A 16,074-nucleotide genomic window follows, 5' to 3' on the forward strand; every position below is an offset into this window, starting at 1 on the left:
CGCTACTCCCCGCGCTGCTGCCGCTCGTGGAGCACCTCCACGTAGTCCCGCAGCACGCGGAAGGAATCGCTGTCGTAGAGCAGGGAGCTCCTGGCCGACACGTGCTCCTCCAGGGCGTACAGGGAGGTGGTGAGCGCGCGCCAGCCCTCGAGCATCTCCGCGTAGCGGTGCTGCTCGAGCAGGGCGCGGAACTCCTTCACCGCGGGGTGGTCCGGATGGCGGTTCGAGGAGCCCCAGCTCAACGCGCGGGAGAGGATCTCCCCGGTCCCGAGCAGACGCAGCTGCTCCTTGTGACGTCGGCTGGCCTCTTTCTCCCTGCGCCAGAAGAAGATGGCCAGCGCCACCCATCCGACGAGGAACAGGCCTCCCAGCAACCCCACCACCGTGCACATGCTCATGGCGGAGAGTTACCCGACTCCTCCCGCGCCCAACAACACGCGCGTTCCGTTCTTCCGAGGCCCATTTCCCCTCGCCCTCCGGGAGAGGGACGGGGTGAGGGTACCGGGTGAACCCGGGTTGAACCCTCTGTCCACACGGTGGGCCACGGGTTGGAGAACGGGCTCGGATGCACGCTGGCGTCACCGGGAGAAATGACATGAGGACGAGCCGTTGGCGCTTCGCGTGTGGCCCCGACCTGCTCAGAGCCGGATGCCAATCTGCACGCCGGGCCAGAACTGCACCGAGGAGGAGGTGTCGATCCGATCCTCCTGCACCGGCAACGAGGTGAGCTTGTACCGGTCCGCCTCGCTGAAGGCGAAGTAGACGTTGTAGGTGGGCCCACCGAAGAGGGCGAAGCGCTCGAAGAGCTGCACCCCGAGCATCAGGCGCGCCTGGGCCAGCAGGTTGTCGCTGCCCCCGAAGGGGTCCCTCACTCGACGCATCGTGCTGCCCGCCACGTCCCCATCCAGCCACATGCGATCGCCCCACAGCGGCAGGTGGACGCCCAGCCCGAGGCCCAGGCTGAAGCGCTCCATCCGATCGTCCGGCCCGATGCCGCCCAGCAGCGTCGTGTACACGTACTTGCCGCCGAACTTCACGCCGATGTTGGTGAGGTGGATGTCGCTCCCGTAGAACTCCACGTGGAACTGCCCCTTCTTCTCGAAGGAGAGCAGTCCGAAGGGCACGCCCTTCACCTCCTCGGAGACGTTCACCAGGCCGAACTGCACGCCCCGCACCACCCGGGCCACGTTGACGAGCCCCAGCTGCAGGCCCGACACGTCCCCGCCCACGTTCAGCAGCGACAGCTGCATGCCCGACACGTTGCCCGCGCGATTGAACGCCGCCGACCATTGCGCGCCCCGCACCGCGCCGCCCGCCACGTTGAAGACCCCGGCGCCCTGGAAGCCCTCGAATTCACCCCGCGCCACGTTGAAGCCTCCCGAGCCCTGAAAGCCTCCGAAGCTCCCGCCCGTCACGTTCCCGACGCCCGACAGCTGCACGCCCCACACCGAGCCCGTCGCCACGTTCGCTCCCCCCGCCAGCTGCCCCAGCCCCACGTCCCCGCGCGCCACGTTCATGACCCCCGCCAGCTGCCCCCACTCCACGTCCCCGCGCGCCACGTTCACGCCCGCCGTCGCCTGCATTCCATCCACCGGGCCGAGCGCGATGTTCGCCACCGAGGAGGCCTGCACTCCGCTCGAGCGGCCCTTCACCATGTTCATGCCCGTGGACAGCAGCGCACCGTGGGCCTCCTCGTCGTACCAGTTGGCCAGCAGCGACAGCGCCGCGCCCCGCACCGCCGCGCCCCCGTTCACCATGCCGAGCGCGAACTGGTTCTCCACCGCCTGGCCCGGTGCACGAAGCGTATTGGTGCTCAGCGACGGAATCACGCTCAGCGCCGTCGCCAGCCGCGTGCGCGGCCGCCCGGCCGGACTCCCCGCCTCCACCGGAGCCAGGGCCGCCTCGACACCCATCGCCCCACCGACGTTCCCGCGTGACACGGTGGCCTCCAGCGGCACGCTCGTGAAGCTCGCGGGAGACAGCGGGGTGCGCTGGCCCTCCACGAGCGAGAAGGTGGCCTCGGAGGCCCTGTTGTCCAGCTCGCGCCGCACGTGGTAGCGCCCGGGCGCCAGTCCCAGCTCCGTGGGCCGGCCCGGCAGCTTCTGCAGCTCCACCACCAGGTTGCCCGCCTCGTCGCGCACGAAGAGCCGGCCCTCCAGCGCCTCCGCCAGGTACAGCCCCGCCGACGTGGCCCGCAGGTCCGTCATCACCAGGTCCCCCGAGCCGGCCAGCTCGATGTCATAGGCCGGGTGCTGGGCGCCGCCGCGCGTCTTCTCGGTGCGGGCCAGCGTCTCGTGGAAGGCGAACTGGTAGGCCTCGTTGAGGGTGACGCGCCCGTCGCGGGTGGAGTCGGCCGCGCCGCGCAGGCCGGAGATCAGGTGGTGGGTGAAGTACGAGCCGCCCAGCCTGTCGGACTCCTGCGAGGCCTCGTCCTCGCTGGAGGAGGTGAGGATGGCGTGGCCCCGCACCTTGTTGCCCGAGTCCACGAGGAAGGCGGGCCGGCGGGTGCCCCCCTTGGTGCGGGCGAAGGCACCCGAGGCGCAGCTGTCCAGCACGGCGATGCGCACGTCCGCGGGCAGGGCATTCAGGGCGCGGCGCAGCTCGCCATAGTCCAGGCGCTCGCCCTTGAGCAGCAGCCCCTCCTCGTCCGAGTGGCCCGAGTAATAGACGAGCACCTCCACGCGCGAGGCCCCGGACGCCCGGGCGGCCTCGGCGCGCGAGCGCAGCTCCCCGAGCGCCGTCAGCAACTCCGAGCGCCCCGACTCCACCAGCAGGCGCCGGTCCCCGGCGGCGACTCCGCCCAGCTCGCCCAGCACCTTGTCGAAGGACTTCGCGTCCGACACGGCGTAGCGCAGGCGCACGCGCTCGGGGCCGCCGTCGTTGACGCCCACGAGGAGCGCGAGCCGCCGCACCGTGCCCGTCTCGGCGAGGGCCGGAGCGGCGAGCAGCAGGCCGAGGAGGACGAAGGCTCTGGAAACGCTCATGGCGAGGACTTCTCCAACAGGAAGGATGTCTGCATGTACCGCGAAGGCAGGGGCAAGCGCGAGGTTCGCGCCTCCGGATGGGTGGCGAGCGAGCGGGCGGCGGCGAGCACCTCGTCCAGGGCGAAGGGGGCCTCGGCGGTGACGAGGAAGAAGCGCTCGAAGCCGGGCGCGTCGTCCAGGGCGTAGGCGCCGGGCAGCACGTGGGTGCCGGAGGGCGCGAGCGGCACCGAGGCGGTACCGGACTCGGGGGCATGCAGGGTGATGGTGCCCCGTCCGTCCACGGAGAGGATGACGCCATGCGCCTGGCCCGCGGCCACGTAGGCCAGCTGCACCACGTCCCCGGGAGCCGCGAGCGCCCCATCCGCGAGCTCCTCGGCGGCGTCGGCGTGCTGGCGGTGGACGGTGAGCCGGGCCCCCAGGCCCTTCAACCGCGTCTCCTCCAGCTCCACCGCGGGGCCCACCGGGGCGGAGACCTGGGGCCGCGCGAGGACGGCGAGGCCCGCGACCGCGAGCGCCGGCACGAGGGCGAAGGCGGGAAGAAAGGAGCGGGAGGGACGCTCCCCGCGAGCCCGCTGGACGCGGACCCGGGACTCCACCCGTCGGGCTACTTCCGAGGGTGGGAGCCGGGCGAGGATGGCGGCGGTGTCGGCCTCGAGCGCGGCGAGCCGGGCGGCGCCGTCCGGCTCCTCGAGGAGACGGACCCTGGCGGCGGCGAGCATCTCGGGGGGGAGCTCTCCGAGGGCGATCCGTTCGAGCAACCAATCGGGGGTGCGATAGGGGGGACGCATGGTGTCTCCTGCGTCATGGGAACACCGGCCCCCGGACGAAGTGTCACCGCCCTCTTCCGACCCTCACCTTTTTACCGCTCCTGCGCTCCCTCCCCCGCTCTCCGAGGGGTTGAGTGAGCGGCCAATGCACGTGGGCCTACGCCTGCCCGTGGACGTGTTGACTTCCCGTGGCGTCCAGAGACTTCCGCCTCTAAGGAGTGCACCCACCCGGATACTGTTTCCCCACACCCCAGCACGCGCTCATCCCTCCGTGACGACGACCGACACCCTTGAAGCGCTCAAGGACTCCTACTTGTCCGCCCAACTCGCGGGAAACCGCCGAGAGGCCCTGCGCCTCCTCGTGGACGAGGGCGTCCTCCGGGGAGTTCCCCTGCCCACCCTGCACCTGGAGGTCATCCAGAAGGCCCAGTGGGAGATCGGCCGGTTGTGGCAGGAGAACCACATCTCGGTGGCGCAGGAGCACATGGCCACCGCCATCTCCCAGCTGGCCCTGTCGCACCTCTACCGTCACCTGCCCAGGGATCCACCCAATGGCCGCCTGGTGATGGTCTCGTGCGTGGAGGGCGAGCTGCACGAGCTGGGGGCGCGCATGGCCAGTGACTTCCTGGAGATGGCGGGCTTCGACGTGCGCTTCCTCGGAGCCAGCGTCCCCACGGAGCACCTGGTGCGGGAGGTGCTCGGCTCCAAACCGGATCTCCTGGCGCTGTCTGTTACCATGACGTACCACCTCCCCGCGTTGCGTCAGGCGATGGCCGCGGTGCGCGAGGTCGCACCGATGTTGCCCGTGGCCGTGGGGGGGTTGGCCTTCACCTGGGCTCCCGGAGTGGAGGCGGCTCTCGGAGTGCCCTTCTTCGGCAAGGACGCGCGCGAGCTGGTCGCGGCGGCCTGCAGGATGTTCAAGGTGTAGCCATGCAATCTCTCGCGAGGCTGGTGGAGGGCCGCACCCAGCGGCTCGCCGAGACGTCCGTCTCGGGGCTCTACGAGGACCCCTTCTGGTTCGCCCGCTACGGCGAGGACCGGGCCCGGCGCTTTGGCGGCGAGGATGCCGTCTTCCACGTGCGCTACCTGGTACAGGCGCTGGAGTACGTGCGCGCGGCCGAGTCCGCCCTGGAGTGGCCCGAGGGCCCCGCGCGCGCCGTCCACGAGGCCCGCTCGGCGCTGGTGCGCCAGACCCTCCACATGCTGTCGGCCCGGGAGGGCCCTCCAACACCCGAGCAGGCGCGTCGTCTGGAGGAAGAGTTGCTACTGCAACTGTCATACCTGATGGACGCGCTCGGCACGAAAAGGCCGGGGCTGTTCGTGGAGCATGTGCGGTGGTACGCGGGTTTCTGGCCGAACAGGGAACTGCGGTACACCTACCGAGGGCTGCTGGAGGCGCTGGAGTCGGCGCTCGCCCAGGAGGCCTCCGTCTCGGAGTTGCCCCGTGCGACGGTGGCGACAGGGCGCACCGCCCTGGAAAAGGAGCACTCATGACGACGCCCGTACCCGCGTCCCTGTGGCAGTTCCTGAGCCGCGAGGTGGCGCTGGTGTGCGATGCGTCTGGCACCCTCGCCTGGGTGGATGATCGCGCGGTGCGGCTGCTGGAAGCCGTGCCGGGCCAGCCGCTGCGTGCGCTGGCGGCCCAGGGCACCGAGGACAAGGTGGACAAGCTCATCACCCTGGCTCGTGACGAGCGGGTGGAGGGCTGGGAGATCATCCTCTGCGTGGCGGGCATGCCGCGCACCTTCGCCTTCCGGGGCGCCCCGCACGAGGGAGGCGTGGCGCTGGTGGGCAGCCTGGTGGCGGAGGACTACGCCGCCTCGCTCTCGCAGGTGAGCGAGACGATGAGCGAGCTGGCGGCGATGCACCGCGAGGCGGAGCGCAACCAACGCGAGCTCAAGCGGCGCGCGGACGAGCTGTTTCGCCTCAACCGGGAGCTGGAGGAGTCCAACCGCGGCGTGCGCACCCTGCACGCCGAGCTGGACGAGAAGACGGAGAGCCTGGTGCGCGCCGCGGAAGTGAAGAGCCGCGTGGTGGCCAACGTGAGCCACGAGTTCCGCACCCCGCTGCACTCCATCCTCGGACTGGCGCGGCTGCTGCTCAACCCCGTCAACGGCCCGCTCGCCCCCGAGCAGCAGAAGCAGGTGCAGTTCATCCGCACCTCGGCCGAGGCGCTCTTCGAGCTGGTGAATGACCTGCTGGACCTCTCCAAGATGGAGTCCGGCAAGGCGACGCTGCGGCCCACGCGCTTCAGCTCGGGGGACTTCCTGGGGGCGCTGCGCGGGATGATGCGGCCGCTGGTGCCGGCGGACTCGGCGGTGGAGCTGCGCTTCGAGGAGCCCGAGACGAACCTCACGCTGGAGACGGACGAGGCCAAGGTGAGCCAGGTGCTGCGCAACCTGGTGTCCAACGCGCTGAAGTTCACGGAGAAGGGCCACGTCACCGTCTCGGCCGAGCGGGGCCCGGACGACACGGTGTGCTTCCGGGTGCGCGACACGGGCATCGGCATCGCGCAGGCGCACCACACGCGCATCTTCGAGGAATTCACCCAGGTGGAGAGCCCGCTGCAGAAGAAGGTGAAGGGCACGGGCCTGGGGCTGGCGCTGTCGCGGCGGCTCGCGGAGTTCCTGGGCGGCAGCCTCACGGTGCAGAGCACGCCGGGCCAGGGCTCCACCTTCCTGCTCACCATCCCCCGGGTGCACCCGGAGGTGCAGGAGATGGCGGGCCTCGCCGAGCGCAGCCAGCAGTTGGATCCAGCCCGCGCGCCGGTGCTGGTGCTGGAGGACGACCGGCAGACGCTCTTCCTCTACGGGAAGTACCTGGCGCGCTCGGGCTTCCAGGTGCTGCCGGTGCGCACGGTGGACGAGGCGCGGCGAACCATCCAGCGGGTGCGTCCGGCGGCGGTGGTGCTGGACGTCATGCTGGAGGGCGAGACGAGCTGGGGCTTCCTCTCCGAGCTCAAGGGCAACGCGGCCACTCGCGACATCCCCATCCTGGTGGTGACGCTGATGGACCGCGAGAACAAGGCGCGCGCGCTGGGCGCGGACGAGTTCTGGCTCAAGCCCGTGGTCGAGGAGCAGCTCCTGAGCAAGCTGGCCTCCATGGCGCGCACCGGCCCCATGCGCAAGCTGCTCATCATCGACGACGACGACGTGCACCGCTACCTGCTGCGGCAGCTCCTCAAGGACACGCCCTACATGCTGGCGGAGGCGTCCAACGGGCCCGCGGGCATCCAGCTGGCGCGCGAGCAGGTCCCCGACCTCATCTTCCTGGACTTCGTGCTCACGGACATGACGGCCTTCGACGTGCTGGACGACTTGAAGGCCGACCCACGCACGCGCGACATCCCCGTCATCCTCCACACGTCGCGACAGTTGCGGGAAGACGAACGCCAGCGGCTGGCGAAGGAGACCGCGACCATCCTGGCCAAGCACACGCTGAGTCGTGAGGTGGCCATCGCCCGCATCCGGGACGCACTGCACAAGACGGGCCTGGGCACCGACAACGGAGAGAGCCGACGTGGCTGACATCACCCTTTGCGCGACCATCCTCAACGTCAACGACGACGAGGCGACCCGCTATCTGTCGACGCGCACGCTGACGATGGCGGGCTACCGGGTGCTGGAAGCGGCCACGGGTGAAGAGGCGCTGCGGCTGGCCGAGCAGGAGCGGCCGGACGTGGTGGTGCTGGACGTGAAGCTGCCGGACATCAGCGGCTACGAGGTGTGCCAGCGGCTGCGCGCCCGGCCGGAGACGGCCTCCATCGCGGTGATGCACACCTCGGCCACCTACGTCACCCCGGACAAGAAGGTGCGCGGGCTGGAGGGCGGCGCGGACGCCTACCTCACCGAGCCCTTCGAGGGCGAGGAGCTCATCGCCACGGTGCGCTCGCTGTTGCGCATGCGGCGCGCGGAGCAGGAGCTGCGCCGGCGCGCGGAGCAACTGGCGGAGACGGACCGGCGCAAGGACCTGTTCCTGGCCATGCTGGCGCACGAGCTGCGCAACCCCCTGGCCGCCATCACCACCGCGGTGGGCATCCTCGAGCGCCGGGCCTCGGTGGACCCCAAGGACGGCCGGATGATCTCCATCATCCAGCGCCAGACGAACCACCTGGCGCGGCTGGTGGACGACCTGCTGGACGTGAGCCGCATCACCCGCGGCAAGGTGGAGCTGCGCCGGCTGCGGGTGGACCTGCGGGGCGTGCTGGAGCAGGTGTTGACGGCGCTCCACCCGTTGGCGGAGAGCCGCCACCTGAAGCTGGAGTCGCACCTGCCGTCGGTGCCGCTGTGGGTGGAGGGAGACACGACGCGGCTGGAGCAGGTCTTCACCAACCTGCTGGACAACGCGACGAAGTACACGGACGCGGGCGGCTCCATCCAGGTACGGGCGGAGCTGTCGGCGGCGGAGGACGGGAGCCCGGGCGCGGTGGTGCGGGTGAAGGACACGGGCATCGGCATCCGGGCGGACCTGCTGCCCGCGGTCTTCGAGCTGTTCTCCCAGGCGGACGAATCGCTGGAGCGCACGCGCGGAGGGCTGGGCATCGGGCTGACGCTGGTGAAGAACCTGGTGGAGATGCACGGGGGCCGGGTGGAGGCGCACAGCGACGGCCCGGGACGGGGCAGCGAGTTCGTGGTGTGGCTGCCGCTGCTGCCGGCGGCGACGGTGTCGGAGCAGGAGGTGGTGCTGCCCGCGCTGGTGAAGCGGCGCCGGCACATCCTGCTGGTGGAGGACAACGTGGACGCGCGGCAGGCGCTCCAGGACTTGCTGGAGACGTGGGGCCACCGGGTGGAGGTGGCGGCGGACGGACTGCGCGGGTTGGAGCTGGCGGTGCAGCGCACGCCGGAGCTGGCGCTGGTGGACATCGGGCTGCCGGGGCTGGACGGCTACCGGGTGGCGGAGGAGCTGCGGGCGAAGATGGGCCGGGGCATCCGGCTGGTGGCGCTCACGGGCTACGGCGGAACGGACGACCAGAGCCGGGCGCGCCAGGCGGGCTTCGATCTGCACCTGGTGAAGCCGGTGAAGCCGGACGAGCTGAGCCGCCTGTTGTCGGAGCTGTAGCCCCCCTCTCCTCCCTCTCCCTCCGGGAGAGGGCCGGGGTGAGGGTATGGGCGGACAGGTGAGTGCCATCGTCCGGACACCCGCACCGCCCATTGGGTGACGAGGTCACGAATTCCCCACTGAACCCACTATCCACCGCGTCGCGCAGTGGGCAGATAAAGACACACGGCGAGCTCATGTGACGTGCGCGAGCACGGGGGGTGGGGTCATGAACGCGACGAGGATCTGCCTGCTGGTCGTGGCGGGAATGCTCACCGGAGCTCCGGTGGGAGTGGTGGGAGCACTGACCCCCGAGCAGCTCCGGCCCGGGGTGACGAGGTGCGAGCCGGGCACGAGAGACTGTGGAGCGCCGCGGCACGGGGACGAGACGACGCCGCGGGCCTCGAGCACGGAGAACCACCCCTGCGACTGGGTGGAGACGTGCCAGGTGCCCTGCGGCAGCGAGGGTGGCGATTGCTGTCACGCCGAGTGGAATTGCCCACCCGACGCGAACCTGCCCCGCTGTTGAGCGGACTGTCGGGTACTGATCAATCGCTCGGGTTTGCCCTAGGCTCAGCGGGATGGCGCTCGGGATTGGACGACGGCGTAGCCTGCTGTTGAAGTTCTACGTGGCGATCCTGATCGCCGTGCTGCCGCTGTGGATGTTGCAGCAGCTGTACCTGTTACCGGCCATCCATCAGCGGCTGCGCGAGGCGAGGCTCCGCGCGGTGCGGCAGCTAGTGGAGGCGGGCCACGGAATCCTCCAGGCGTACGAGGCGCGGGTGCGCTCGGGCGAGCTGACTCCCGAGGAGGCGCGCCGGGGAGCGGCGGCGCTGCTGGAGGGCCTGCGCTACGCGAACGGCGAGTATTACTGGCTCAACGACCTGGACACGCGGTTGGTGATGCACCCCTTCCTGCCGGAGCGCATGGGCGAGGACATGAGGGGGTACCAGGACGTGGCGGGCAAGCCGGTGTTCGTGGACATCGTGGAGCTGGCCCGCGAGCGGGGAGAGGGCGCGGTGGAGTACCTGGCGACACACCCGCGCGAGCCCCATCCGATTCCCAAGCTGTCCTACGTGAAGCTGTTCGAGCCGTGGGGCTGGGTGCTGGGGACGGGCGTGTACATGGAGGACATCGAGCACGAGGTGGCGGCGGTCCAGCGGCGGATGTGGGTGGCGCTGCTGGCGGGTGTGGTGCTGGCGGGGCTGGCGGGGGTGTACTTCTCGCGGCGGGTGCTGACGCCGATGCGCTCGCTGGTGGAGGCGGCGGGACAGGTGGCGCGGGGAGACCTGAGGGTGGCGGTGGTGGTGCCCTCACGAGACGAGGTGGGCGACCTGGGCCAGGCCTTCAACGCGATGGTGGCGAACGTGCATCGCATGCTGCGGGAGATGGGGGAGGTGTCGAAGGCGACGGAGACGGACGCGGAGCACATCCACGGCTCGGCGGACGGACTGAAACGGGCGGCGCAGGAGCAGTCGAGGGCGCTCAAGAACATGTCGGAAGCGGTGCTGGGGATGACCCGGGAGCTGGCCGTGGGAGCGCACCAGGCGGGGCAGACGGCGCGGTCGGCGGAGACGAACGAGCGGGTGGCACGCGAGGGGGGCGCGGTGGTGAGGGGGACGGGGGAGAAGATGAAGGAGATCGCCCGGGTGGTGGAGCGCTGGGCGAAGACGGTGGACCGGCTGACGCGGTGGAGCGAGGAGGTGGAGCAGGCGGTGGAGCTCATCTCGGACGTGGCGGATCAAACGCGGGTGCTGGCGGTGAACACGTCCATCGAGGCGATGAGGGCGGGAGAGAACGGGAAGGGCTTCGCGGTGGTGGCGCAGGAGGTGCGCAAGCTGGCGGAGCAGGCGCGGGCGGCGGCGGAGCGGATTGGGGCGCTGATGAAGCAGAGCCAGGAGGAGACGCAGGCGGCGGCGGAGCAGATGCGCGAGGGCCGCATGCGGGTGCACGAGGGGCTGGCGCTCTCGGAGGAGACGGGGAAGGCGCTGGAGCGGATCGTCGCGGGGGCGGAGGAGATTCAGAGGCAGGTGAAGGACACGGCGCGAGCCCATGCGGCCCAGGCGGAGGCGGGCGAGGAGCTCACGCTGCGAATCCACGCGCTATCGAGCCAGGCGGACGACTCGGCGCAGGAGGTGGTGCAGATCACGAAGGCGGTGGAGGACCTGGAAGCGCGAGCGCGCCAGCTCCGAGAGCAGGTGACCCACTTTTCCAGGTAGGTCCCCTCTCCCTCCGGGAGAGGGACGGGGTGTGGGTATCGAGAACCCCGGGTTGAACACGCTCAAGACACGTCCGAAACACCCTTGTAAGACGCCGTCACCATGATCGACCACCTGAGCTTCTATGCAACGGACTACCCCACCTCGAAGGCGTTCTACGCGGCGGTGCTCGAGCCCCTGGGCCACGGCCTCGTGATGGAGATGACCACGACGTGGGACCCGGAGTTCCCCACCCGGCGGATGTGCGCCTTCGGCCCTCCCGGCAAGAGCATCCTCTGGATCATCGAGGTGAAGACACCCGCCACCCCCCGCCACGTGGCCTTCACGGCCAGGGACCGGGGGGCGGTGGATGCGTTCCACCGGACGGCGCTGAAGGCCGGCGCGAAGGACAACGGCGTGCCGGGAGAGCGCCCGCACTACCACCCCCACTACTACGGCGCGTTCGTGTTGGACCCGGACGGCAACAACATCGAGGCGGTGCACCACGGGTGAGCGGGGCTTCGCCATCCCGAGGTCCGCGCTCCACGTAGCACCACCCATCACGGCACCAGCACGAGCTTGCCCACGGTGGAGCCGGACTCCAGCGCGCGGTGCGCCTCGGCGACGCGGTCCAGCGGGAAGCGCGTGACGGAGAGTGGAGTGATGCGGCCCTCGTCCACCCACGCGAGCAACCGGCCCATGGCCTCCGCGAGCACGTCCCGCCGCTCGAAGAGATAGGACAGGTTGAAGGCGAGCACGCTCGCGTTGTGGTGGGTGAGCTCGAGCGGGTTGAAGCGCGGGGTGCGCAGGAAGTCCGAGGCGAGCTTCACCCAGTTGGGCCTCCCGCCCTCGCGTGGCAGCATGGAGTGGAAGCCGTAGATGACGAGCTTGCCGGGCCGTGCGAGGTGCCGGTAGCTCTCACGGAGCGTGGAGACCCCATTGGCGTCGAGCACCACATCGTAGCCGCGGGGAGAGGCCCGCTCGGCGGCGCGCCAGAGGTCCTCGCGGCTCTTGTCGATGACGACGTCCGCGCCGAGGGCCCGCGCGGCCTCCACCTTGTGGCTGGAGCCCACGACGCCCACGGTGCGGCAGCCGGCGATGCGCCCCAGTTGCAGCAGCGCGCCACCCACACCGCCCGCGGCCGAGTGCACGAGCAACGTGTTCCCCGGGCGAGGGTGGGCCAGCTCGAAGAGGGCGAAGTACGCGGTGAGGAAGACAGTGGGGAAGCCCGCGGCCTGGGCCAGGTCGAAGCGCGCGGGCACGGGAAACACCTGGTGCCGGGGCACGGCGACATGGGTGGAATAACCCCCGAAGCGCGTGACGCCGAATACCCTGGCCCCTGGAGCGAGGTCCGAGACGGCGGAGCCCACCGCGGAGACGGTGCCGGCGAACTCGAAGCCAGGGGTGATGGGCCAACCCACGTACTCCTTGGCCGAGGCATACAGTCCCATGCGGATGACGCAGTCGGCGTAGTTGACGCCGATGGCCTCCGTGGTGACGACGACCTCCCCGGGAGCGGGAGTGGGCTCGGGCTGCGTCTCGAACGTGAGCCGGTCGTAACCGCCGGCGCGGGGGATGACCACCTTGCGCATGGCCAGGGCTCACCCGGCCTTCGGCTCGTCGTCGAACGGGAGCCCCACGGACGTGGCCCGCGGCTCCGAGGAGGAGACAGCGACGGCCTCTCCGGGGACGGGAGCGGACACCTCGTCCGCGATGATGACGGAGGGCTCGCTGGACCCGGACGGCGTGGCACCCGCGGCAAGGGCCTCGGGAGCCGGCTCGGGCGCCGGCTCGGGCGCCGGCTCGGGCACGAGGAGGGCGATGTCATCGAGGCTCGCGACGAACGAGTCCGCACCCGGGTCGCCGACGTCCGCCCCACCCTCCTCGAGGTTCGCGATGTCTTCGAGGCTCGCGACGAACGAGTCCGCGCCCGGATCGCTGTACGCCACCTCGTCATCCTCGAGCGCGTCCAGCTCGTCGAGGTCCGACTGGAGCACGGAGAGCTCCGCCTCCATCCAATTCTCCTCCACCGCGGGCCCCCCCTCCACGGAAGCCGCCCCGGCCTGGGCCAGCGCGGCCCGCTCCGCTTCGGCCTGCTCCGCCGCGGCCCGCTCCGCCCTGGACACCGACTCGTACACATTGGCCCGAGCCAGGTGCGCGAGCGAGACGCCCGGCCTGCCCGCCCCGGCCCGATCGTCCGGGAGCACCTCCTTCCCGGTCGCGCCGCCCTTCAGGTCCACGAGCTCACGGGGGGCGGGCTCGTAACCATCGGCGAGCATCAACCTGGCGCGCAGCTCCTCGACCTCACGCGCCTGCTGCGCGCGCTCGGCCTCGAGTGCATCCAGCTCGGCCTGCTGCCGGGCATTGAGTGCCTCCAGGGCCTGCTCCTCGCTCAGCACCTCGGTGTCCTCGGTCCCGGCGTGCTTCTCGACGGACTGGACGCGCCGCTGCGCCTCGATGAGGTTCGCGGTCTGAACGGAGGGATTGAAACCGCCAATCCTTCGGATGCTCATGGAAGGTCCTCGCTAAGCGCACCGGGGGTGCTTCGTCCTGGGATTGTCGCAACAACACGGCCCGGGTTGCGACCGATGCCGATGCCCTCGACCAGGGCACCTGTCCTCATTCAGGACAGGCACTGTCTTGATTTCGGACACTCCATCTCCTCCTCTCAACCTCGCAGGACTCAAGGATTAAATCCCAAGATTGCCAACATCCTTGACGTTTCCAGCGTCACTGGATGGAGCCTGGCTGCACCATCGAGGACCTCGCGAGTGGGTACAACCCCTTGGAATCACGGAGGAGTTCGAGCTGGCACGAGGGCTGCTCAGAGGCGAGCCACGCCGGACGGGGGAGGACACCCTCCGCGGGCCGGTACATCGCTCAATCGAAAGGAACTCCGATGCTCAAGTTTCGCTCTGTCGCTTTTCTGGCCGGCGTGACCCTTCTCGGGACGGCCTGTGGTGGCCCCGAGGCGGCTCCCGAGGAGCAGCAGAAGATGTCGTGGGAGGAGTTCCGCGCGAACGTCTACCAGGAGCCGGAGACGGGCGTGTTCATCTACGCCGGGGATCAGATGGCGGAGGACGAGGCGGAGCTGCGCGCGGTGTACGAGCAGATGGCGGGCGGCGACGTGGGCCAGACGGCGAGCGAGCTGTGCGTCTACAACACGGGCGGCAAGGACATCAAATGGACGGCCAGCCAGGCGCTGAACCTCACCTACTGCGTGAGCACGAAGTTCGGAGGTAACTACAGCAAGGTGGTGAGCGCGATGAACACCGCGGCGAGTGCCTGGGAGGGCGCGGCCAAGGTGAACTTCATCCACGTGACGGCCGAGGACGGAAACTGCACCAGCCGCAACGGCAACGTGGTGTTCGACGTGAGCCCGGTGAACGCGGGAGGCCAGTACCTGGCGCGCGCGTTCTTCCCGAACTCCAGCCGCCGGAGCCGCAACGTGCTCATCGACAACTCGTCCTTCCAGTCGGGCGCGCCGGGCCTGGACGGCATCCTCCGCCACGAGCTGGGACACACCCTCGGCTTCCGCCACGAGCACACCCGTCCCGAGGCGGGCGCCTGCTACGAGGACAACCAGTGGCGAGCGCTGACGTCGTACGACTCCGGCTCGGTGATGCACTACCCGCAGTGCAACGGCACCAACACCTGGAACCTGACGCTCACCACCCAGGACAAGCAGGGCGCGGCCAGCCTCTACCCGTAATCGGGTAGCACGTCGCCAGAATCGAAGTGAGCCACGGGCGGCCCCTGGAGAAGGGAGCCGCCCGTCGTACTACCGTCGGTAGATGGTGCCGCCCTTCATGACGAAGCGCACACGGCGCAGAGAGGCGATGTCCTTGCTCGGGTCTCCCTCCACGGCGACGAGGTCGGCGAAGAGCCCTTCCTTCACCTGGCCGATGCGGTCCTCCATGTGGAGCATGCGCGCGTTCACGGAGGTGGCGGCCTTCAGCGCCTGCACGGGCGTCATGCCGTAGCCAACCATCAACTCCAGCTCGCGGGCGTTGTCCCCGTGAGGAAAAACTCCCACATCACTGCCGCTGCAGATGGGAACGCCCGCGGCGAGCGCGGCGCGGAAGCTCGCGCGCTTCTGCTGAATCGCTGCGGGCTCGGGGTCGGTGCCCTTCTTCCAGCCGCCGTACTGGCGGATGGCGTCACCGGCGGCCAGCGTGGGGCACAGGAAGACACCGCGCTCGGCCATGAGCTCGAGGACCTCGGGGGTGGCGTTGTCACCGTGCTCGATGGTTTCCGCACCGGCGAGCACGGCGCGGCGCATGCCCTCGGGGCTGCTGGAGTGGACCACCACGGGGCGGCCGCCGTCGCGAGCGGTCTGGACGATGAGCTTCAGCTCCTCGAGCGAGAAGGTGGGGAGCGCCTCGCCATTGGGCCCCCAGCGGTAATCACCGTAGACCTTGATCCAATCGGCGCCCTGCCCCATCTGCCCGCGGACGGCGCGGATGAGCCCATCGACCCCATCGGCCTCCTCGGCGCCCTGGGGGACGTGCCACTCGGCCGCGAAGCCCTTGGGACCATAGGAACCCGTGGCGACGAGGGCGCGAGTGGTGGCGAGCACGCGGGGCCCGGGGATGATGCCCTGCTGGATGGCCTGCTTGAGCCCCACGTCGGCATCGGCGGCGCCCTCGGTGCCGAGCTCCCTCACGGTGGTGAAGCCGGCGAGCAACGTATCGCGAGCATGGTTGGTGGCGCGGGCGACGCGGAGCGCGAGCGACTCGCGGAGCACCTGATCATTCCAGGAGGTCTCGTTGTAGGGGTGGAGGAGCAGGTGCGAGTGCCCCTCGATGAGACCGGGAAGGAGGGTGGTGCCGGGGAGCTCGACGACCTCGGCGCCGGCGGGGGCGGACACCCGGGCGGCGGGCCCGACGGCGGCGATGCGGTCCCCGCGAACGAGCACGACCCAACCCTCCTGGGGCTTCGCGGAGACACCATCGAAGACGCGAGCGGGGCGCAGGAGGAACGAGGCCGCGGGAGCGGGAGTCTGAGCGGAGGCCATGAAAGGCACGGCACAGAGGAGCGCGACGAGAAGAGCGGCGAGCAGGAAGCGCATGGTGGGCAAGGAAGCAG

General features: G+C 70.2%; 14 protein-coding genes. 8 read left to right on the top strand and 6 right to left on the bottom strand.

Features of this window, described 5'->3' with window-relative positions:
- Positions 1-2: 2 nt before the first annotated feature.
- The 3 genes from JQX13_RS11635 to JQX13_RS11645 form a co-directional block, all read right to left on the bottom strand.
- Positions 3-398, bottom strand: a complete 396-nt coding sequence (locus tag JQX13_RS11635; protein WP_203409081.1) for a hypothetical protein — start codon at positions 396-398, stop codon at positions 3-5.
- 240 nt (positions 399-638) lie between these two features.
- Positions 639-2,984, bottom strand: coding sequence for a caspase family protein (locus JQX13_RS11640; RefSeq protein ID WP_203409082.1), 2,346 nt, complete (start codon positions 2,982-2,984; stop codon positions 639-641).
- Complete coding sequence (locus JQX13_RS11645; protein WP_203409083.1) at positions 2,981-3,772, bottom strand: ActD-like protein; 792 nt, start codon at positions 3,770-3,772, stop codon at positions 2,981-2,983. Before JQX13_RS11645 ends, JQX13_RS11640 begins: the two co-directional genes overlap by 4 nt.
- 250 nt (positions 3,773-4,022) lie before the next feature.
- Between JQX13_RS11645 and JQX13_RS11650 the strand changes: the two genes are divergently transcribed.
- The 7 genes from JQX13_RS11650 (at position 4,023) to JQX13_RS11680 (ending at position 11,499) form a co-directional block, all read left to right on the top strand.
- On the top strand, positions 4,023-4,679 hold the full coding sequence (locus JQX13_RS11650) for a cobalamin B12-binding domain-containing protein (protein WP_239014696.1): 657 nt from the start codon (positions 4,023-4,025) through the stop codon (positions 4,677-4,679).
- A 2-nt stretch (positions 4,680-4,681) separates the two neighbouring features.
- Positions 4,682-5,245 (top strand): hypothetical protein, encoded by a 564-nt coding sequence (locus JQX13_RS11655; RefSeq protein ID WP_203409085.1) that lies wholly within the window; start codon positions 4,682-4,684, stop codon positions 5,243-5,245.
- Positions 5,242-7,278, top strand: a complete 2,037-nt coding sequence (locus tag JQX13_RS11660; RefSeq protein WP_203409086.1) for an ATP-binding protein — start codon at positions 5,242-5,244, stop codon at positions 7,276-7,278. The genes JQX13_RS11655 and JQX13_RS11660 overlap by 4 nt, the downstream gene beginning before the upstream one ends.
- Positions 7,271-8,809, top strand: coding sequence for a response regulator (locus JQX13_RS11665; protein ID WP_203409087.1), 1,539 nt, complete (start codon positions 7,271-7,273; stop codon positions 8,807-8,809). Before JQX13_RS11660 ends, JQX13_RS11665 begins: the two co-directional genes overlap by 8 nt.
- 208 nt (positions 8,810-9,017) lie before the next feature.
- A complete protein-coding gene (locus tag JQX13_RS11670) occupies positions 9,018-9,317 on the top strand; it encodes a hypothetical protein (protein WP_203409088.1) in 300 nt (99 codons plus the stop codon).
- 100 nt (positions 9,318-9,417) lie between these two features.
- The gene (locus JQX13_RS11675; RefSeq protein ID WP_239014697.1) at positions 9,418-11,007 is read left to right on the top strand and encodes a methyl-accepting chemotaxis protein; all 1,590 of its coding nucleotides are present in this window, start codon (positions 9,418-9,420) and stop codon (positions 11,005-11,007) included.
- Positions 11,008-11,109: 102 nt separating this feature from the next.
- Positions 11,110-11,499: a VOC family protein gene (locus JQX13_RS11680; protein ID WP_203409090.1), complete on the top strand. Its 390-nt coding sequence runs from the start codon at positions 11,110-11,112 to the stop codon at positions 11,497-11,499.
- A gap of 47 nt (positions 11,500-11,546) precedes the next feature.
- Here JQX13_RS11680 and JQX13_RS11685 read toward each other — a convergent pair whose 3' ends face one another.
- Both JQX13_RS11685 and JQX13_RS11690 read right to left on the bottom strand, forming a co-directional pair.
- Entirely contained in the window at positions 11,547-12,578 is a 1,032-nt protein-coding gene (locus tag JQX13_RS11685) for a synaptic vesicle VAT-1 family membrane protein (protein ID WP_203409091.1), read from the bottom strand.
- Between the two features lie 9 nt (positions 12,579-12,587).
- Positions 12,588-13,499 carry a hypothetical protein gene (locus JQX13_RS11690; protein ID WP_203409092.1) on the bottom strand — a complete coding sequence of 304 codons (912 nt, stop codon included), beginning with the start codon at positions 13,497-13,499 and terminating at the stop codon, positions 12,588-12,590.
- A 386-nt stretch (positions 13,500-13,885) separates the two neighbouring features.
- Between JQX13_RS11690 and JQX13_RS11695 the strand changes: the two genes are divergently transcribed.
- Positions 13,886-14,698, top strand: a complete 813-nt coding sequence (locus JQX13_RS11695; RefSeq protein ID WP_203409093.1) for a M57 family metalloprotease — start codon at positions 13,886-13,888, stop codon at positions 14,696-14,698.
- A 69-nt stretch (positions 14,699-14,767) separates the two neighbouring features.
- Here JQX13_RS11695 and JQX13_RS11700 read toward each other — a convergent pair whose 3' ends face one another.
- Complete coding sequence (locus tag JQX13_RS11700) at positions 14,768-16,003, bottom strand: amidohydrolase family protein (RefSeq protein ID WP_239014698.1); 1,236 nt, start codon at positions 16,001-16,003, stop codon at positions 14,768-14,770.
- Positions 16,004-16,074: the final 71 nt, after the last annotated feature.

This window comes from Archangium violaceum (genome assembly GCF_016859125.1).
GTDB lineage: Bacteria > Myxococcota > Myxococcia > Myxococcales > Myxococcaceae > Archangium > Archangium violaceum_A.